The sequence below is a fragment of the Streptomyces diastatochromogenes genome, from assembly GCF_002242805.1.
GTDB lineage: Bacteria > Actinomycetota > Actinomycetes > Streptomycetales > Streptomycetaceae > Streptomyces > Streptomyces diastatochromogenes.
Genome location: NZ_MCGQ01000042.1, coordinates 127,347 through 146,334, shown reverse-complemented (window position 1 = coordinate 146,334; position 18,988 = coordinate 127,347). Strand labels below are relative to the sequence as shown.

At 68.8% G+C, this 18,988-nt stretch carries 15 protein-coding genes and 3 pseudogenes; 9 read left to right on the top strand and 9 right to left on the bottom strand.

Annotated features, from left to right (window positions below):
• Positions 1-544 precede the first annotated feature (544 nt).
• From BEK98_RS38435 to BEK98_RS38425, 3 genes are all read left to right on the top strand, one after another.
• Positions 545-1,753 (top strand): FAD-dependent oxidoreductase, encoded by a 1,209-nt coding sequence (locus BEK98_RS38435; RefSeq protein ID WP_094221388.1) that lies wholly within the window; start codon positions 545-547, stop codon positions 1,751-1,753.
• Positions 1,754-2,308: 555 nt separating this feature from the next.
• Positions 2,309-2,437 (top strand): hypothetical protein, encoded by a 129-nt coding sequence (locus BEK98_RS51025; protein ID WP_279635502.1) that lies wholly within the window; start codon positions 2,309-2,311, stop codon positions 2,435-2,437.
• A 189-nt stretch (positions 2,438-2,626) separates the two neighbouring features.
• Complete coding sequence (locus BEK98_RS38425) at positions 2,627-3,259, top strand: hypothetical protein (protein ID WP_208643356.1); 633 nt, start codon at positions 2,627-2,629, stop codon at positions 3,257-3,259.
• A gap of 165 nt (positions 3,260-3,424) precedes the next feature.
• Here the strand turns inward: BEK98_RS38425 and BEK98_RS38420 are convergent, their stop codons facing one another.
• The gene (locus BEK98_RS38420) at positions 3,425-4,138 is read right to left on the bottom strand and encodes a hypothetical protein (protein ID WP_094221386.1); all 714 of its coding nucleotides are present in this window, start codon (positions 4,136-4,138) and stop codon (positions 3,425-3,427) included.
• A 550-nt stretch (positions 4,139-4,688) separates the two neighbouring features.
• Between BEK98_RS38420 and BEK98_RS38415 the strand changes: the two genes are divergently transcribed.
• Positions 4,689-5,957 carry a cytochrome P450 family protein gene (locus BEK98_RS38415; RefSeq protein ID WP_094221385.1) on the top strand — a complete coding sequence of 423 codons (1,269 nt, stop codon included), beginning with the start codon at positions 4,689-4,691 and terminating at the stop codon, positions 5,955-5,957.
• 275 nt (positions 5,958-6,232) lie between these two features.
• Here the strand turns inward: BEK98_RS38415 and BEK98_RS38410 are convergent, their stop codons facing one another.
• Entirely contained in the window at positions 6,233-7,339 is a 1,107-nt protein-coding gene (locus BEK98_RS38410) for a sugar ABC transporter substrate-binding protein (protein ID WP_094221384.1), read from the bottom strand.
• A 923-nt stretch (positions 7,340-8,262) separates the two neighbouring features.
• On the opposite strand from BEK98_RS38410, the gene BEK98_RS38400 reads away from it, so the two are divergent.
• Positions 8,263-9,672 (top strand): cellulase family glycosylhydrolase, encoded by a 1,410-nt coding sequence (locus BEK98_RS38400; RefSeq protein ID WP_208643353.1) that lies wholly within the window; start codon positions 8,263-8,265, stop codon positions 9,670-9,672.
• A 60-nt stretch (positions 9,673-9,732) separates the two neighbouring features.
• Here BEK98_RS38400 and BEK98_RS38395 read toward each other — a convergent pair whose 3' ends face one another.
• Both BEK98_RS38395 and BEK98_RS51440 read right to left on the bottom strand, forming a co-directional pair.
• Complete coding sequence (locus BEK98_RS38395; RefSeq protein ID WP_244202157.1) at positions 9,733-10,251, bottom strand: GNAT family N-acetyltransferase; 519 nt, start codon at positions 10,249-10,251, stop codon at positions 9,733-9,735.
• Positions 10,248-10,461: pseudogene (locus BEK98_RS51440) on the bottom strand (IS256 family transposase); the annotation flags it as partial. The gene BEK98_RS38395 and the pseudogene BEK98_RS51440, both read right to left, overlap by 4 nt.
• A 325-nt stretch (positions 10,462-10,786) precedes the next feature.
• Between BEK98_RS51440 and BEK98_RS38390 the strand changes: the two are divergent.
• A complete protein-coding gene (locus BEK98_RS38390; RefSeq protein ID WP_094221382.1) occupies positions 10,787-11,578 on the top strand; it encodes a bestrophin-like domain in 792 nt (263 codons plus the stop codon).
• Between the two features lie 191 nt (positions 11,579-11,769).
• Here the strand turns inward: BEK98_RS38390 and BEK98_RS38385 are convergent, their stop codons facing one another.
• The gene (locus BEK98_RS38385) at positions 11,770-12,600 is read right to left on the bottom strand and encodes a hypothetical protein (protein ID WP_094221381.1); all 831 of its coding nucleotides are present in this window, start codon (positions 12,598-12,600) and stop codon (positions 11,770-11,772) included.
• Positions 12,601-12,736: 136 nt separating this feature from the next.
• Here BEK98_RS38385 and BEK98_RS49655 point away from each other — a divergent pair, with 136 nt between their 5' ends.
• Positions 12,737-12,880, top strand: a complete 144-nt coding sequence (locus BEK98_RS49655) for a hypothetical protein (RefSeq protein ID WP_208643352.1) — start codon at positions 12,737-12,739, stop codon at positions 12,878-12,880.
• Between the two features lie 101 nt (positions 12,881-12,981).
• Here BEK98_RS49655 and BEK98_RS38375 read toward each other — a convergent pair whose 3' ends face one another.
• From BEK98_RS38375 to BEK98_RS51435, 3 genes and pseudogenes are all read right to left on the bottom strand, one after another.
• On the bottom strand, positions 12,982-15,030 hold the full coding sequence (locus BEK98_RS38375; protein ID WP_094221380.1) for a HEAT repeat domain-containing protein: 2,049 nt from the start codon (positions 15,028-15,030) through the stop codon (positions 12,982-12,984).
• Positions 15,031-15,708, bottom strand: coding sequence for a DUF7019 family protein (locus BEK98_RS38370; RefSeq protein WP_094221379.1), 678 nt, complete (start codon positions 15,706-15,708; stop codon positions 15,031-15,033).
• Between the two features lie 122 nt (positions 15,709-15,830).
• Positions 15,831-15,943, bottom strand: a pseudogene (locus BEK98_RS51435) (transcriptional regulator); the annotation flags it as partial.
• Between the two features lie 161 nt (positions 15,944-16,104).
• On the opposite strand from BEK98_RS51435, the pseudogene BEK98_RS38365 reads away from it, so the two are divergent.
• Positions 16,105-16,437 (top strand): annotated as a pseudogene (locus BEK98_RS38365) (Ku protein); the annotation flags it as partial.
• A 365-nt stretch (positions 16,438-16,802) separates the two neighbouring features.
• Here the strand turns inward: BEK98_RS38365 and BEK98_RS38360 are convergent.
• On the bottom strand, positions 16,803-17,090 hold the full coding sequence (locus tag BEK98_RS38360) for a WhiB family transcriptional regulator (protein WP_094221377.1): 288 nt from the start codon (positions 17,088-17,090) through the stop codon (positions 16,803-16,805).
• A 684-nt stretch (positions 17,091-17,774) separates the two neighbouring features.
• Between BEK98_RS38360 and BEK98_RS38355 the strand changes: the two genes are divergently transcribed.
• The gene (locus BEK98_RS38355; protein ID WP_094221376.1) at positions 17,775-18,758 is read left to right on the top strand and encodes a TIGR01777 family oxidoreductase; all 984 of its coding nucleotides are present in this window, start codon (positions 17,775-17,777) and stop codon (positions 18,756-18,758) included.
• Positions 18,759-18,988: the final 230 nt, after the last annotated feature.

Genomic DNA, 18,988 nt, shown 5'->3' with positions numbered 1-18,988 from the left:
GGAGCAAAACGCCCTCTAAGTACTCCAGCAGCGGTTCGTTTCCTGAGCTGCGTCTCTGGTAGTGGCAGTGGCGGGCGGCAGGTCACGGGCCCGACTGGCATCTTCCGGGACACCTGACCAGGACGGAGCCGGCTCGGTGCGTCACCCCGCCCCGGCGCCGGTCACAGTGGACAACTTCACGACGAACGTCACCGGGCGCCGGTGACCCCAGCCTCGCCGATGTCGGCTCGGACATACGAGCGGCCGCACCCCGACCCTGACCGACCCACAACCAAGATCCGGACCATACGCGGACCAGGGGCTCTGGCTCTGGACTTACAATCCCTCATTCGTGCTGGACAAAGCTGCGCGGGCAAGTGCACCAATATCTCGGAGAGCCCTGTGCCGACCTACGTCTCATACGGCTCCACCAGCACCCCAACTTGAGAACCGTGCATCCCGCGGTCCCGGTCGATCCGCTCGGCGCTCACCGCTGCCGGCATATCCCGCCACAGCCTGAGGAGTTCACGGTCGGCGCCTGTGCAACACCACCTAGAATACGGTCATGCGTTCGGATGTGGTCGTCGTGGGGGCGGGCCCGGTCGGCCTGACGGCGGCCGTTCTGCTGGCGCGGCAGGGACTCGACGTTCGGGTCGTGGAGCGCCGTCCGGAGCCGGTGACGCAGTCCCGGGCGACGGATCTGCACGCCCGCACCCTGGAAGCACTTGCTCCCAGCGGTCTCACGGACTTGCTCATGCCCCTCGGCCGCCGGGTCACGGCGGTGGACATGCGCTCGGGCGCATCCCGGCTCGGCGAAGTCAGCACCGCGGGGCTGCGTTCGCCGTACCCCTTCGTCCTGACCGTGCCCCAGTGCGCCACCGAAGGGATCCTTGACAAAGAGGCCGCACAGTCCGGTGTGTCCGTGCACCGAGGCGTGAGCGTGCGTTCGGTGCGGGAGGAGCCCTTCGGAGTGCTCCTTGGCGTCGAGGGACTGGGCGCGCTGCGGGCCCGCTGTGTCATCGCCGCGGACGGCATCTCCAGCACCGTCAGGTCGGTGACCGGCACCGCCTTCCGCGGCCACACGCACCCTGGCCTCTGGACGCTCGCCGATCTGCAGGTGAGCGCCGCCTCCCTGCCGCTCGACCGCATCCACATGATCACAAGTCGGCGAGGCCTGCTGGTGGTACTGCCGATGCATCTCGACGGCTGGGTCCGCATCGTCCAGCACCACCCCTCCCCCGCCACGCATGCGTTCACCGTCGGCTGCCCACCGGACGGCACGCAGGGAGTCTCCTCTGCCCTGCTCCAGGAGGCGGCCGCGCGGGGGTGGACCGCCACCGCGCAGGCCTGCCGGTGGGCAAGCAGCTTTCGCACGCACTGTCGGATCGCGTCGCGCAGCACGTCCTCGCACATCGTTCTGATCGGTGACGCCGCCCACGTATGCAGTCCCATCGGGGGCCAGGGCCTCAACCTCGGCCTGCGTGACGCCGCCACACTGGCCTCCGCACTCCCTGACACCCTGGCCGGCCGGGGGCGGCGTGACGGACTGGCGCAATGGAGGAGCGCGCGACGCGCCGAGGCTTGGGGTGTTCTGACCCGCACGCACCTGGCCACCACCGCCTGGACGCAGCGGTCCGGCCCTCCGGCGCACCTCCGTGACGGTGCCCTGCGTGCGCTGCTGACTCTCCCTCCGGCCCGCCGCCGGTTCGCCGAATCGATGGCCGGCCCGGCACCGAACCAACCGGGAAGCTGTGCGAACCCTGGCACAGGCTGACCGGCACGGCCGGATGCCACCCGGTCCTGGTTCTTCCGCGATGGCCAAGGCCGCCGCCATGAAGCTCAGCTGGGGATTCGCCTGAGGGAAGCTGGGCAGCACCGGCGCATCCGCGACCGGCACTCCGTGCGACTCCGCGGAGCGGACCCCACGAGTCGGCCAGGAAACGCTGCGGGTCCTTGCCCGCGGCGACCGTGCCGGTGGGGTGGTAGCCCGAGGGTGCCGCGGATCGTCACGAGTTTTCAACTGCCGCTGGGCACTGTGAATGAGCGGATGCGCGACTTATGGCGTGCTGGAAGCGCCGGGAGCACCTGCGAACGAGAGGTGCACGAGGTGGCAGCACGCCTGGTTCTCGACGCGCCCCAGGTTCGACGGTCACCCGTCGCACCGCCGCGAGGGGCACGCGCACATCGCCCCGCCGTGCGGTCGCCCTTTCCCACCGCGAAGTCAGCCAGAAGACCGCCCTCGACCCGGATCATCCGGTGGTCGGCAGAGCATTGCTTCGCAAGACCCTCCCCAAGAAACGTCACACTCGTCGGCCTGCGACGGGACCGCATGCTCAATGAGGCGTTCGCCACCGGCGATCCCCTCAGGCTGATGCGGCTCTTCGGGATCACCGCGCAGACCGCCATGCACTACGTCGCCGCGGCGTATCCGGAGCGGATGGCCCGACCGCTCCGCTGACCGTCCAGTTGCTGAGCGAATCGCAGCGACGAAGAGTGCGGCTGTCGTCGTGCATGTGTATGCGCACAGGGCGGTACAACGGAAAGTGCCCAGCCTCCATCCCTCTTCGGGCTTGTTGGCGCGCGAATGCTCGGCGTAATCGGGAGGCGATATGGGCGGGGGATGCGGAACACTTCCCAGGTGATCGTGATGCAGCCCGTCCTGGAGATCCACCCCTCTGACGGCTTTGCCCTCTGGCCCGTCGCCGAGATCGAGTCGTTCAGCTACCTGCCACTCAGCGGTGAGCTCGCCCCCGCCGAGGTCGGGACAGCGGTGATGCGCATCGCCGGCTGCAACGACATCGACCCTGAACATGACGACCGGCCGCCTCGGCCCGCCGACCCGCTCGGATCGTTCCTGCACGGACTGCTGACCTTCGACAACCTCTTCGCGGCCGGTGGCATGCGAGTCACGGACAGCTCCACAGGTACCACCTTCCTACCCGGCTGCTGCAATGGGCTGGAAGACTGGCGTGACTGGCGCAAGGTCGTCGACGGCAGCGGCCGAGCATCCTTCGGCCACGACCCCGATCCATTCGCCGAGCGCCTCGCCGACACCGTCCGTTTGACCGTCGACGCCGAGCAGAACGACAGCCCGGTGATCGTGCTGTCCGTCACCGAGCTCCGCCACCTGCTCGACGGCGCCGAGCATGACCTGACCAACTTCCTTGCACTGGCCGCTGACTGGGTGTCTTCGTACCTGCCCAACCACTGCACCCCCGTCATCGCCGCCCTCGCGCGCGTCCTTGCCCTGCCCGCAGCGGCCGTACAGCCAAAGCCGTAGGTTGACGGCCCTGCTCCGCCGGTCAACTGATCGCTGCGTGACCCCGGCACAGTCGTCGTGTACGACGCATTGATCATGTTCGCGTGTACCCGGCCGGGCACTTCGACGAGTACTCCGACAGCGGCGGAGCCGTGCGCCACTACGCCGGCGCGCACATGAACGAGATCAGTCCCAGTCGGACGGTGGCTGCTTGACTCTGCCGCCTGTATGCGGCAGCTGCACGTAGTCCTCGGCGCCGGAGGGAAGGGCAGAAACGCAAGCTGCCGAGCAGGCATTGACCAAGAGAGGCAGGACATCGGTGGCCACCCGCAGAGAGATCCACACTTGGTGGAGCCCGCCCTGCTCGATCGGCCGATCGCAGACGCTGCAGCCGCGGATGGCTGTGGTTCCCCAGCGCCGGGCATCAAGCTCTTTCAGGTCGAGATCAGCAACGGAGTCCTGCCAGGGCTGCAGCCGGGGGAAGGGAGGGCGGAACTTGTAGTTACCGAACAGAGCGCGGGTGCTTACTGTGCTCCGGGCCAGCTGGGAGCATCGGGTGATCTCGTAGGGAAACCAGTGCAGCCGGTACGAGGTGTAGGGGGTGAACTCCTCCAGGCTGCTCATTGCACCGATCTCAGGCGGTATTCGGACCAAGTTGCTGCCGTAGAGCACCAAGCGCTTGACCGCCGTCAGTTTGGCGATGCTCGGTGGCAGGGTGATGACCTGCCGTCGTTCCTCGGCACTGAGTTCGACGAGAGGACGGAACTCCTCCCGCCCGTCGTCTGCAGCCTCGTCGATCAGCTCCAGCAGACGTTGCCACCCAGCGGCCGAAGTGTCCTGGCGCTCGGCATGGAAACCGACACGGGCTCGCGGATGTGGCTTGACCTGGTCGAAGCACACGCACACATCCCGATGGGAACCGCGTCCCCCCGGTGCCGGGTCCAATGTGTTCCCCCACCGGTTCACAAAGAGTCTCGGCTCTCCCTCATCCATCATGAGCCCAAGGTACGGATCTTCATCTGGCCGGCCCAGTGCTCAATGGCCAGTCAAACCCGCTCCCAGCGCCACCTCCAACGGTGGGCCGGCGACCGGGTTGGTCGTCTCGCCACTCCCGGAATCCGCGAACCCGCGCGTTTCTCCCTCCCGAAGCTCTGAAGCCGGCGAACATCCTGTTGGACAGGGGCTGGTGATGTGGGCGCCTTGAACGGTCGTTTATGCCCTCGGCACCCAGTCACTGGCAGCGTGCCTCAGACGCCGGCGAGGCTGGATGTGCCGGACCCCGGCTCCGCAAACGGAAGGCGAGGCTGGAGTCGCCGGTCCCCGGCTTCGGAAGTCAGCGGACTGGACGGACCGGGCCCTCGGCCGTGGCGTCGGAGGGACGGACTTGTACAACCGGGCCTCGACACCGCACTGTTGGGTGGTATTCGTTCATACGGTCAGGAGTCCCGGCTTGTCCTCCCACGCCCCCGCCCACGTCGTCGACCCCGCCGGCGGCTGCCCGCACGCCCTGAACGCCGATCTGCGGGCCCGTGGGCCCGTTGCGGACATTGTCCTGCCGGGCGGGGTGCCCGCAGCGGTCGTCCTGGGACACGACGCGCTCAAGGAGTTCCTCTCCCACCCCGACGTGGCCAAGGACGCCCGCCACTGCCCGGCCCTGAACGACGGCACGATCCCCGCGGACTGGCCGCTACGGGTCTTCGCCGACGCCCAGGGCATGCACACCGCCGACGGCGCCGACCACCGGCGGCTGCGCTCCCTCGTCGGCAACGCCTTCACCGCCCGCCAGGTGGAGCGGCTGCGGCCGCGCATCGAGGAGCTGACAGCCGGCCTTCTCGACGACCTCGGCCGAGCCGCCGCCGAGGACCCGGACGGCATCGCGGACCTGCGCACCCACTTCGCGCTCCCGCTCCCGATGAGCGTCATCTGCGAGCTGCTCGGCGTGGACCCCGAGCACCGCGGCCGGCTGCACGACCTCACGTACACGGTGATCATCGCCACCGACACCACCCCGGCGGAGGTGATGGCCGCCGTACGCGAGCTCGTCGAGCTGCTCGGCACGATCGCGGCCGCGCGCCGGGCCGCCCCCGGCGACGATCTGACCAGCGCCCTGATAGCCGCCCGCGAGGACGGCGGCGACCGGCTCAGCGAGGCCGAACTCATCGGCACGATGCGACTGATGCTGGTCGCCGGCCACGAGACCACCCTCAACCTGATCAGCAATGCCGTACGGGCACTGTGCACCCACCGCGACCAGCTGGCGCTGGTCCTGGATGGCAAGGCCACCTGGTCGGACGTGGTGGACGAGACGCTGCGCTGGGACGGCCCGGTCAGCTGGTTCCCCTTCCGTTACCCCACCCGCGACCTGGCCCTCGGCGGCACCGTAATCCCGCAGGGCACCCCGGTCCTCGCCGGCTACACCGCCGCCGGGCGCGACGAGGCCTTCCACGGCCCGGACGCCGACCGCTTCGACGTCACCCGGCCCGGCTCGGCCCGGCACCTCTCCTTCGGCCAGGGCGTGCACTACTGCGTGGGCGCCCCGCTCGCCCGCCTCGAGGCCACGATCGCCCTGGAACGGCTTTTCACCCGCTTCCCGGACCTCGACCTCGCCGTCCCCGAGGCCGAACTGCCCCGCCAGCGCAGCTTCATCGGCAACAGCGTCGAAGCGCTCCCGGTCCGCCCGGTGTGCCCGGTCCGGCTCTCAGGCGCGCTTTCGCTCTGACCCCTACCGGCCCGCGGCGGGCGGGGACAGTTGTGTGCTCAGCCAGCCCAGCGCGTCGGGGTACATCCCGCTCCAGGTCTGGAAGTTGTGGCCGCCGGCGGGGCGGATGAGGGTTTTTGACGCGACCCCCGCTGCCCGCCGCGGCCCGGACGAACGCCTCCAGCAGATGCCCCCTCACCCAGGTGCCGCCCTACCGCCCGGGTCGGGCGAGAGGGACGTCAGGGGCCTTGACTGCCCGGAGGGGGCATGCGATGGCACTCGGCGGAGGATGGGCGCTATTTCAGGCCGATTGCAGCGCAGTCCGCCTCGTACTTCGGGGTGCAGATGTCCTTGACGGAGTAGACGCCGTCCGCGATCACTGTGTCCTTGATGCTGTCCCTCGTGAGGGCGACCACCGGCACGAGCATCGCGGGGATGCTCTTCTTGGTCGGGCTGTCGACCGTGTCGCGGGTCAGCGCGTCGAACCGGATGTCGCGGCCCTGGACCTTGTCCACCGCCATCTCCGCGGCATGGGTGGCCTCGTCCAGGAACGACTTGTACACAGTCATGTACTGCTCGCCCGAGACGACCCGTTGCACCGCGTCCAAGTTCGCGTCCTGCCCGGTCACCGGCGGAATCTTGGTGGCGCCCGCCTCCTTCAGCGCGTCGATGACGGCGCCCGCCATGCCGTCGTTGGCTGAGTAGACGGCGGCGATGTTGTTGAGGCCGATGGCCTGGATCGCCTTCTTCATGTTCGCCTTGGCGACCGCCGGCGACCATTTGTCGGTGTCGTACTCCTTGGCGATCTGTACCTTGTTCTGGAGTTCGCTCAGGGCGCCCTGCTTGAACTTCGCCGTGTTCGGGTCCGCAGGGTCGCCGTTCATCATGACGATCTTGCTGGTTGCCGCCTTGCTGCCGAGCGCCTCGATGACGGCGCGGCCCTGGACCTCGCCGACGAGTTCGTTGTCGTGCGAGATGTACGCGTCGATCGGGCCCTGCGCGAGCCGGTCGTAGGCGATGACCGGTATGCCGGCGTCCTTCGCCTTCTGGACATCCGGCGCGATGGCCTTGGCGTCCAGCGCGTCCACCACAACGATGTCGACCTTCTCGTCCACCATCTGCTGGAACTGCCGGCTCTGCGTGGCCGGGCTCGCTTCGGCGTTTGCGTAGACGACCTTGCCCTTGCCGTGTGTGAGGGAGGCGACCCCCTTCTTGATGATGGGGTAGTCGAACTTCTCGAAGCGCGCCGTGTCCTTGTCGGGCAGGAGCAGCCCCACCGTGATGTCGTCGCCCTTCTTGGAGGATGCGGAGCCGCCGCTCCCGCCGACGTCGTCGAAGGCGCCGCACGCGGTGAGTGTGAGAGCCGACGCGGAGGCGGTCAGGGCTATCGCGAAATGACGCACAGGGGTCCTGTAGGTGGTACGAGCGCTCACGTCAGGTGCCTTCCGAATGAGGGAGCATCATGGCAACCCAGTGACGGAAGCAAACGCGGAAACTACGAGAAACGTCAAGACGTAAGGACAACAAGACGGTTAAGGCCTGCCGTTCACCACGCCCCTCGAAGACTGGCGGGACGTCGGTTCCCGCAGGTCAGAACGAATGCACTGCCACGACGTCGAAGCGGCGGTTTGCCACGGCGATGAGGTGCACGTCGGTGAAGTTCCGCTGCGGCAAGGCGCCCTCCTGGGACTGTCACGCCTTCGTCACGTACCCGAACACCCGCAGGTTCCACGTCGCGACGAGCGGACTCGAACCGTCCGGCATCGCCGGCACGGCGTCAGACAGCACGGTCTCCCACCGGGGGCCACCTGCGTCATAGCTGTCCTCGGCAGGGCCAGAACTTCGGCTTCAACGGGCACGAGGTCCTCCTCCGCGCCGGAGCTCCGACCTCGAGCGTGCGAGATCACTCCCGACTCGAACAAGACCCACGCGGGTGACGAGACACACGGGCGCTCACGCCTCGATGAAGTTCTTCAGCATGTCGTCCAGGTCCACCAGCGTGTCTACGACGTCCGTCCCGAACCGGGCCTCCCGGATCTTGAAGCTCCCCTGGGTCCCGCGCGAAGGTTCTCCCCATCACCTCGGCCGCGTTCTCCTGATTCACCAGCAGGGCCCGGATCACCGGAAGCGCAGTCAGGTCGCCGTCCTCGCCGGACCCCTTCTCCTGCGCGATTTCCTCGATCGACGCCAGGAACTCTGCCACCGTCCGTTCGCGCTCCTCCGCCATCACGACCGCGAGGCCTACGAAGTCGCCCTCGCGCAGGGGGTACGGAGGCGAGAAACGGCTTGTACGACCACTTGAAGCCAGGCCACGGCTACTGATGGGATGCGCGGCACCTCGAACCCGACGGCCCGGAGGTCTCCCGTGGTGCTGCGAACGACCCTGACGGCGAGCGCAGTTGTCGCTGCACTGCTCGCCCCCACAAGCGAACACCCCCGGCAGGCCACGGACGGCATACCCGCACTCACCGACCGGTACGGGCGTGTCCTCACCCTGCGCGGCTGGAACGTGGAGGACAAGACGAACCGAGGCGAAAGGGCTCTGTCGGCCATCACCGAGAGCCACTTCCGCGACATGCGGGCCAAGGGCTTCAACTTCGCCCGACTGCTGGTCTTCTGGGACGACCTGGAACCGCGGCGCGGCCGCTACAGCCAGACGTACCTGCAGAAGATCGAACGCATCCTGGACTGGGCCGCCCGACATGACATGAAGGTCGTGATCGACGCCCACCAGGACGTCTTCGGACCCGCTTTCGGCCACCGCGGCATCCCCGAGTGGGCGACCAGAACCGATGGACTTCCCTTCACCGCGCACCCGGACGACTGGTTCGCCGAGTACTTCGAGCCCGCCGTCCAGCGCGCCTTCACCCACCTCTACCAGGACCAGGACCTCCAACGCGCCCAGGCCCGGGCGTGGCAGGTCCTCGCGGAACACTTCGCCCACCACCCGGCCCTCCTCGGCTACGACCTCATCAACGAACCCATGGGCGAGCTGCACCAGGGGGAAGATCTGCCGACGGCCGCCCGCCGGATCGAGCACGATCAGCTCACCCCCATGTACAACCGCCTGGCCGACTCGGTCCGTTCGGCCGACAAGGACGCCTGGATCTTCTTCGAACCCACCCCGATCGTGGGCGAGGGCGTAGCGACCGGCCTCGGACGCATCGACGATGCCAAGGCGGTGTACGCGCCGCACTTCTACAACGCCGCCATGGAGGCGGGCGCCGACTACGATCCCAACGCCGGCTGGATCGAGGCCTACGAGCAGGCCGTCACCGAGTACCCCAAGCAGTACAAGGTCCCGGTCGTGGTCGGGGAATGGGGTCCACTCAACAGTTCCCTGCCGAACATGAAGCGCTTCTACCACGACGCAATGGACTCGCTCGGCCGCTACAGCTCGGGCTGGGCAGGCTATGTCTGGTGCTACGGCGGCGGGTACTGCGCCGTCGACGAATCCGGTGCCTTCCGCACCAACAAGGAGCTCACCGCCGAACCGTACGCGGAGGCAGTCGCGGGCACGATCCGCTCCGCCTCGTACAGCCCCGCCGATGCCGTATACCGGCTGACCTACACCGCGGCACGCCACGGCTCCCGGCTGACAGAACTGTCCCTGCCTCCGGGCCCATGGCGGATCACCACCGACGGCAATGCGGTGATGCTACGCAGGACCACCGGCAAGGCATGGATCCTGGCCTCCCCAGGCAACGAAGTGACGATCACCGTCAAACACGGCTGACGGGACTGCCTGCCAACGTCGCCCCCACTCCCCCTCGCCCTCACTTGTGGATCGATGAAGTCATCGTCCGATGCTCCGGCGCCACAGCATCTCACCTTCGTGCCATTCGTCGGTGAGTGTGAGCCCGGCTGCCGTGGCGACGGCGGCGGATGCCCGATGTTCGGGATGGATGTGGGCGATGACGGTCTGCACCCGCTGCCGGCTCAGCCAGTCGACGAGCCCTCGGGCTGCTTCGGTGGCGATGCCCCTTCCCTGCCAGGGGGTCCCCACCACCCAGGCGACCTCGGCGATGGGGCCGTTGCCGGAGGGGCTGACCGTCGCCTGGACGGTGCCCGTCAGGCAGGACTCGTCACGCTGCCGGATCACCCAGTTCAGCCAGGAGACGGCCGGATCGGGAGAGCCCGCGGTCATGCGCCGGAAGCGCGAGCGCAGGGCTTGCGGGGTGTCCGGAGTGCCGCCGATGTAGGTGTGCAGGGCCGGATCGGACAGCACCACGGCCATCTCCTCGGCGTGCTCGACATGCAGCGGCAGCAGGTCCAGCCGCCTGGTGCTGATGGCCGGGGCCTCGCGGATGCTCACGCCGCGACCGCCTCGGGGCGTTCGACGAACCGGCCACGTTCGAAGCGGGCTCCGGCGCGGACGTGGGCGTCCAGGTGGGGCGCCTTCACGGATCGCCACAACTGCCGTGCGAACTCGACGAGTTCGCAGAGCATGGCCAGGGCGGCGGAGCGGGAGCCGGCCCCCGCAGGTGGCCTTGGTCCGCAGCCGGACGGTGGACAAGGTCTGTTGCTCTCCCTGTTCACGCTGTCCTGTGTCACGCCGTCCCCCTGGTACGTCCGTGATCCAGCAGGCTAGGGCCTCGGGCACCGAACAGAGCGAGTTTCATTGAACAATACGGAGTGCAGCAGCTCACGTCGGGCTCCCCGGTGGGTTAACAGGACGATCCCCCTTACGCTCGATCGTGTGGATTCCTCGGGATGTTGGACGCGCATCGCGAGACGGGCCATGGGCTGGGCAGAGCGCAGCGGTGCCGCTCTCGGGCCATGTTCACGCCCGTAGGTCCAGAGCGCCAAGAGCGACTTCGGCAAGCTTCATGTCCCTAGACTCCCCGCACATGTTGCTCTGGCTGCTCAATCATTTCAGCACCTTCACCCTGGCCGTGGTCACCGTCGGCGGGACCGTCGTCGTGGCCGTCACCGGCAGCGTGCTGCTCCGCCGCAGATACCCGTCGCTGGCCAAGGGCGAGCACAACGACATGGTCGGAGTGACGCTGGGGATGTTCGGCGCGATCTACGGGATCATCCTGGCCTTCGTCATCGTCACCCTCTGGACGCAGCTGGAGAGTACGGAGACCATCGTCGCCACCGAGGCCACGGATGTCTCGCTCATCGCCCGCGATGCCGCTGCTTTCCCGACCCCGGTCCACGCCCGCCTCGACGCCGCGCTCGGCAACTACGTTCACGCGGTCGTGGAGCAACAGTGGCCTCAGATGCGCGTGGGGCGTCCGAGCTACGAAGCCACCGCCGGCAAGCTCCAGTCCGTCTACGACGTACTGCAGGCATACGAACCGAAAGCCACTCGCGAACAGGTCTTCTACGAGCAGGCCGTGGACCACGTCAACGACGTCGCCTCCCAGCGCCGGGCCCGGCTGACCATGGCCGAACAGCAACTGCCCCCGCTGCTGCAGATCCTGGCCTTCGGAGGGGCCGTCGTCCTGATCCCGCTCACCTTCTTGTACGGCATGCGAAAGCTGCGGATCCAGATCCTCTTCGTCGCCTCCGTCGCCGCTCTCATCGGGTTCAGTCTGCTCCTGGTCTTCGTCTTAGACCGTCCCTTCGCCGGCGATCTCAGCGTGAGCCCGGCGCCGTTCCGACAGGGAGCGCTCGCGCCGTACTGGACCCGGTGAGTCCGGAGTAACACCTTCGCTGATACGAAAACACGACAATGCGCCAGAGGAGGCCTGCTCGTGAGTCAGGGACCTTCAGGTCGCCAGGGCGCGTGCCTTCCGGCCACAGTGCCGCCGCGACGACTGCGTCGGACCGAATCCCGCTGGAGTGTCCTGTTGTGCTCAACTAGCTAGGGGCCGGTTTGCGTGCTTCATGGTGATGCCGGGCACTCGCCCAGGTCGGTCCACCCGTCCTTCTGCTCGGCGAATTCCTGTCCCCATCGGGGCAACGGCTCATCCGGCACCACCAGATCATGACCGAGTTTCTGTCCCTGGTATGTCTCGAATACGCCGTCGCCGGTCGTCTGGTGAATCAGCAGCCGTGCGGAGGCCGGGTTGGCGCTGGCGCTGGCACTGTGCTGGTTGCCCGCCACCGCACGCAAACCGTCGATGTAGTAACCGTGGCTCATCCGGATCGAACCCCGGCTCTTGCCCTTGAGGTCACGGCCCAGCGGCCCCCAGCGCACTTCGTGCATGCTCGCCGAGTCGACCGGATAGTCGCTCTTGTCGAGTGCGGTGTACGTGACGGCCATGTCCACGCGGCCGTCGTTGTCGAAATCTCCGAACGCCGCCCGGAATCCCTCCTCGGGCGACGCATGGGCCTTCTGGCGCCCTTTCGCCGTGGTGACGATCGACCACACGGAGTGCCGGACCTGCTTGTTGCCAGGTCCCTCGAACGTGACGACCGTGCGCCCGTCACGCTCCTTGCTGTCGTGCACCTCGTCCACCACGCCGTCGCCGTCCACGTCTGCATACAGCGTCCGCCCGTCCGACGAGGCGCAGATCGGCTGTTCCTTGCCCGGGTTACGCACGTGGGGGTCCGCGCTCGGCTCCTGGCTCGCCGGCCACGCGTACCAGCCCACCCCCACCGCTACGATCACGGCGATCGAACAGCCCACCAGCCATCTGCGACGCCGCGCCGCCTCGGCGCTGGGCGCGTGTACGAAGGCGTTCTTGCGCTCGGATATGTCGTCACCACGCATTTGAGAACCCTAGACGGATAGTGACGAGTTACTTGGCCACTTCAAGCGCAGGAAGCTCGCCCTCGGAGAATGCGGACGGGCCTACGGAACAGACTGCCGCCACGAACACGCTTGCGTGCGCTGTCCCGTTCTCATCGTGAACCCCGCTGAACGGCAACGCCTCGAAGAGATCCGGAACAACCTCCGCGACCGGATCACCGAAGCCGAACGCGAAGGCTGGCTCGGCGAAGCCGAGGGTCTCCGCGTCAGCCTCGCGGCCGCGGAAAAGAAGATTGCGTAGCTCGACGCTCGGCGGAAACGCAACGAGTCCTCCGTCTTCCCAGGGATACCCCCAATCGACCGGATCGCCGGCCGCACCAACTGACCGCGCGGCCTGTCGAGCTACGGCCCGAGCCGGACCGCCCGGGCCTCGGCGACGGCGTCCAGCGCCTCAACGTGCCAGTCATAGAGGTAAGTCATCGTGCGGCAGTACGCCAGCACGCGCTCGTGTGCCTCGGCAGTGCCGATCTTCAGCAGGGCGCGTACGGCGGCCTCGTGGGCGCCGGACCACGAGCCAGGGCCGAGGAGCGACGTCAGGGGCGTGAGGCACTCGGATGTGCCCCGCTCGGTCAGCGCAGCGGACGCGGCCTCCCGCGCTGGGCGTGACGTGGCGAGCCGCCCCTCGCCGACCGCGGCGTACGTGTACGTGGCCGTCCGCGGCGGGGGCGGTGCCGCGGCGAGTCGGCCCAGGACAGCGGTCGCCTCGGCTTCGGGGCGGGCGGCGAGCGCCGCGACGAGCCGGTCGGCCAGGTCCTCGCTCAGGTCGTCCACGCCGTCGGCGAGCGCGACGAGGACGGGCAGGGCCGGGGCGCCGATCCGGCCTAGGGCGTGCACGGCGGCGCGGGCGACGTCGGGCTCGGTGCCGTGCGGTTCGGTGCTGTGGGTGACGAACTCCCCTAGTGCCTGCGCCGCCTCCGCCACGGGAAACCCGCCCAAGGCCGGCACCGCCTGCGCCCGCACCGCCTCGTGTGGCGACCGGGCGCAGGCGAGCACCACCGGCAGGGTGTCCGGCGCGCCGATCAGACCGAGGGCCCGCACGGCGCGGGCGCGCACGGTGCTGGGTTGCTCCTCGTCCTCGGCCAGGGCCGCGAGGGGCGCGGCGGCCTCCGTTCGCCGTAGGGCGCCGAGCGCGTCCGCGGCGGCCGTGCGCACCGCCGTCGGGGCCATGCCGTCCGCGAGGACGGTCAGCAGCGCCGGGGCAGCCCTCGTGTGCCCGATACCCGCCAACGCCCGTGCAGCGCCGCGCTGTTGGGGCACCGTCCCGTCCCCACCGGTGAGCAGTTCCAGGAGTTCTTGGACTGGCGGACCGGGAAGTCGGGCGACGAGGTCCGCCACGGCGTCGCTGATGTGCGCGTCGCCCAGCGCCTCCAGCAGGGCCTCGCTCGCTGAGGTACCCACGCCCGCGTGCGCCGACAGTGCCCGGGCCGCGGCCCGGCGCACGGCCGGCACCGCCGACTCGCGCAGATGATGGCGGAGCAGAGCGTGGTACTCGCCGGGATCCGGTACGGCGAAGAGATCGGGCTCCTCCGCTACGCGGGCGCAGACGGCGGCCACGGCGTGGGGCGGGCACTCGGGGGAATGCGGGGATCGTGACGCGGCGCGAAGCACGTCCCACAGGTGATTCCGGCCGTCCTCGGTTCTGGAGAGCAGGGCGGTCGCGAGGCGTGCCGTTTCGGGATCCGGGTCGCGTTGCGCCTCGTACAGGAGCGGTTCGGCGGACGGGTACCTGCGCGCGGGTGGCCAGGCGGCGTCGGGCAGTGCGTGGAGCGCCGTGACCGCGTCGCGGCGCAGGCGAGTGCCCGAGGCGGGCGAGTGCGCCAGGACGAGGAGGGCGGAGCCCGCGCGCGGGTCCCCGATGGCGCCGAGCGTCCGCACCACATGTCCCGCGTGATCGGGCAGGTAGTGCCAGAGCGAGGCGAGGAGTGGGGTCACGGCCCGGGGCGGGCGCAGTCGGGTCAGCGCGTCGAGCACGAGTACAGCCGTGTGCCTGTGCCGGTCGGTCGCCACTTGGTCGAGCACGTCGAGGAGTCCGCTGACGGCCTCCGGTCCGCCGATGGCGGCCAGGGCGTCGCAGGCGGGCCGGTCCAGTTGCTCGCGGCCGTGACGCTCCTCGACCAGCAGCCGCACCAGCTCGGGAATCGCGCGGCGCTCCCGCAGCTTCCCCAGAGCCTTGGCTGCCTGCCGCCGCAGCCCAGGGTACCGCTCGCCCCGTCGGCGGAGGCAGGCGAAAAGCGCCTCGACGGCCTCCGGCGGCCCCGTGCTGCTGCCCAGCAATTTGGTGGCGTACAGGGAGACGTCATGGGTTTTGGACCGGGTGGCCCGGCACAGTCCCGCGACATCTCCGTCCATGCGCATACGCATCAGATCGGCGATCGACGACGCCTGCTCCACTCAGGCCTCCTCTCCTTCGGGTGCCCCGTCCGACATCGCCACGTACAGCGGTGTCCCGATGACGATCGTCAGCTCCCGCCCGTCCTCCCGCGTCACGGTGCCGCGCATCAACTGCCGTGCCAGGAACTCGCAGTACACCGGCGGCACGGTCAACGACTCGGCGAAGTGGAGCACATCGTGCGTCACGCTCTCCCGGCTCGGCATACGGGAACGCCAGCGTACGTTGAACTGGTACTCCCACTCGGGAGGGATGTCCTGCAGCAGCCGGAACATCGACGGCAACCCCGAGTAGCTGACCCGATGCATGTCTGGCGACGCCTGGTAGCCGATGAGGTGGTGCGCCGACCCGATGAGCGCGACGACCAGGTCGCCATCGCGGCCCGTCATCAGCGTCGGGCTGTTGGCATCGCCGTATCCGGCAATCCGCAACCCCAGGTCTCCCCGGAACCAGGCCGTGGGCTCGGACATCCAGCTCACGTCGAACTCCCGGTCCAGATACGCCTCCACGAGGTCGAGCCGGTCGTACGTACTCGTGTCGGCGCGCGGCGACTGCACAGCCACGCTCACGAACTTCAGGTCGACCTTCGCCTCCACGGCGAGCCGCCGCAGCAGCTTCGGCGGAATCTGCTCGTACAGCATGTCCACCTTCACGGTGGAGACGTAGAGGTAGTAACGCATGCGCGATCAGGCGCGAGGCCACTGGGGGAGCGCCAGGAGAGCGGCCCAGGCGGCGGGCGTGACGGTGAGGTGCGCCCCGCGCGGGGTCCTGTAGCTGGACTTGAACCACTGCAATGCGGTGCTCATTGCTCTCCTAGCAAACGGTCCAACAGGACGTAGTTTCCTCGGGGTTGAGTGCCAGTGTCCGCAGCATCGCATACTTGTGCTCCAGAACGGACACCTCGTCAGGCTCGGCGAACATCTGTCTGCCTGTGCGCTGGGGACAGCAGGCGGACGCGGCGCCCCCGGGGCGCGCTCGCACTATGAGCACTTAACGCCTACCTGCTCCCCCACTGCGCCGATACCCCCCGAGGGATGACACGTCCCGGGCGCAGCTAGTTCGGAGAAGTCTCGTACGGAGAGATCGGCCAGGGCTACGAGCCGGCCGACGGGCGCGTCATCCCGCTCACCGAGGAAGACCTGCGGAGGATCCCGCTGCCCACGGCGCGCGCGATCGAGCTGGTGGGCTTCCTCCCGACCGCCGACGTCGGCCCGGTGAAGATCGGCCCCGGCTACTACCTCCAGCCACAAGGGGCCGTCGCAGCGAAACCGTACGCGCTGTCGCGCCAGGCCCCGCAGCGCGCTGCGAAGGTCGCGGTCGCCCGCTACGCGTGGCACGGGCGGGAACGGCTCGGTCTGCTCCGGGGGCTGGCCACAGCGATCGACGACGGCCAAAGACTTCGCCAGTGACTTTGGTCGGGGGGCCAGTCCGGCCGGTTTGATGCTCAGGGGGTGTTTGAATGAACGGTCGTGGAGCGGAACCGCCTGCGGGGCGGACAAGAGCGTTGAGACGGTCCCGCGCGGCGTGCGATCAGAGCACGGGACCGCCAAGCCCTGCTGTCCTGTCTGAGCCGGGCACTGGAACCGTACGAAAGGGCAGTGCGGTTCGCACGCTCATCGGTACAGGAGAGGGACCGTCGCCCGCGGGTGCGGTCTGCTTGCCTGCCGCCCCGCGCACGTGCGGAGGCCTACCAGCGTGCGGCCTGCCAAAGTCGCGGGGACCGGCCGTGGGAGGGCACCCGCCGGGACACGGGCCGATTGTGCGCACCGGGCAGTCAACCGGCAGCCGACCGCTCGAACGCCTGACGCGCGTCCTCCAGAACCGTCCGCCAGGAGACAACGTCCGGTCGGCGGCGCAGCAAGGACCGGCGCTCGCGCTCGGTCATGCCACCCCACACGCCGAACTCGATGCGCTGGTCGAGTGCTTCGGCCAGGCACTCGGTGCGCACCGCACACCCAGCACACACCATCTTCGCCCGGTTCTGCTCGGCGCCCTGGGCGAAGAGTTCCTCGGGGTCGGTGCTCCGGCAGGCCGCAAGCTCAACCCATTGCACGCTGGTCATTACTCCCCCTCAACTTCCCGCTACGACGCTACGCCGCCCACCAGAAACAACGCTCATAAGCTCCGGTCCGCTCAACACCATGAGGAGCAAACGCCTGGGCAGGCCAGGGTGGTGAGCCCGCTGCTGGTGTGTTCTCGTACGGGTGCGTTCGGCCAGGGCCTCAGCCGTATGGGGCTGAGATGGGTACGTCCGGCGCAACACAACACGGGCCAAGGAGCGTGAACTGCCGTGGCCGACGAGCCCGACAAAATCTCTATCCAGGACAGGTACGCGTCGCAGTTGCCGCCGACCTCGAGAAGAACCTCGCCGAACAGGAAGAGCTGCAGGCGCATTGGAGCTGCTCAGGGCGAAGGGGCCCCGTTCCTCGCCCACTTGGCAGACACCCCCCGTGACCACACTCGACCGGTCAGGTGCCCGGCGGCGGGATGCCGCGGCCGGTCATCGCCTCATCCAGCCCCTGTTACGTACGGCCATTGCGGCAACGTCCTTGACGCGATCAGCCGGACGGAGCGGGGTGCGGCCTTCCCGGTGGTGGCACGGCACGGCTCCTCCAGCCCGCCGCCCTGCGGGCAGGCAACGTGAACGCCAATCTGCCCGCCTCCCCCTGGCGGGCACCGGACTCCCAAGTTGAACGTGTTCAAAAAGAAGGGCTACGCTGATGTCGAGCGAAGCCGAGGGGGTTCGATGAAGGTAGTGCTGCCCGGGGGAACCGGACAGGTGGGCACGATTCTTGACCGTGCGCTGACGGCGGCCGGCCACGAGGTCACGGTAGTGACCCGACGTCCCGTGCGGGCGCACCACATCGGATGGGACGGGGCCACGCTGGGCCGCTGGGCCGCGGAGATCGACGGCTGCGATGTCGTGATCAACTTGGCCGGGCGCAGCGTCTCCTGCCGTTACACCGCTGAGAACCTGCAAGCCATGATGGACTCCCGGGTGGATTCGGCGCGGGTGGTCGGCGAAGCGATCGCCGCCGCCGCGCGGCCACCGCGCGTCTGGCTGCAGATGAGTACGGCCACGGTCTACGCCCACCGCTTCGACGCGGCACACGACGAGGCGACCGGAGTGATCGGAGGCTCGGAGGCCGGGGTGCCGGACTACTGGGCGTACAGCGTCGAGATCGCGGAGAACTGGGAACGCGCGCAGGCCGAGGCGCCGACTCCCGCGACCCGCAGGGTGGCGCTGCGCTCGGCGATGGTCATGAGCCCGGATCGGGGCGGTGTGTTCGACGTACTGTCGCGGCTGGCGCGACTCGGGCTGGGCGGTCCGGTGGCCGGCGGCGCGCAGTACGTCTCCTGGATCCATGACGAGGACTTCGTGCGGGCGGTGGAGTTCCTGATCGCCCGGGACGACCTCGAGGGGCCGGTGAACCTCGCCTCGCCCGGCCCCCTTCCGCACCGCGACTTCATGCGGGCGCTGCGCACGGCCTGGGGTGTCCCGGTGGGGCTGCCGGCGACGCGCTGGATGGCCGAGTTGGGGGCGTTCGCGCTGCGCTCGGACACGGAGCTGCTACTCAAGAGCCGTCGGGTGGTGCCGGGCCGGCTGCGCGCAGCCGGGTTCGCTTTCGCGTATCCCGAGTGGGAGAGGGCCGCTAGGTCCCTCGTACAGCGGGCCAGGCTGGTTCGTGCGGCATCGAGGCGGGCCCGTGAATCGAGCCACGCTGTGTAGACGACTACAAGAAGCGGACCAGGGCCCACTGCTCGACAAAGCCAGTGAGTAGCGGGAGTACGAGCGCAGCCGTCCCGGCCAGGGTGGAAGCCGCGGTACAACCATCGGTGCCGGTGGGGAGTCTGTTCTTCGTTGCGCATCGTGTGATCAAGCGGGTGGCCCGCTAGGGCACACGGATGCGGGCCATCGTTTTCGTTCGCTGGCGCCTCGGGGCGTCTGCGGTGTGCAGG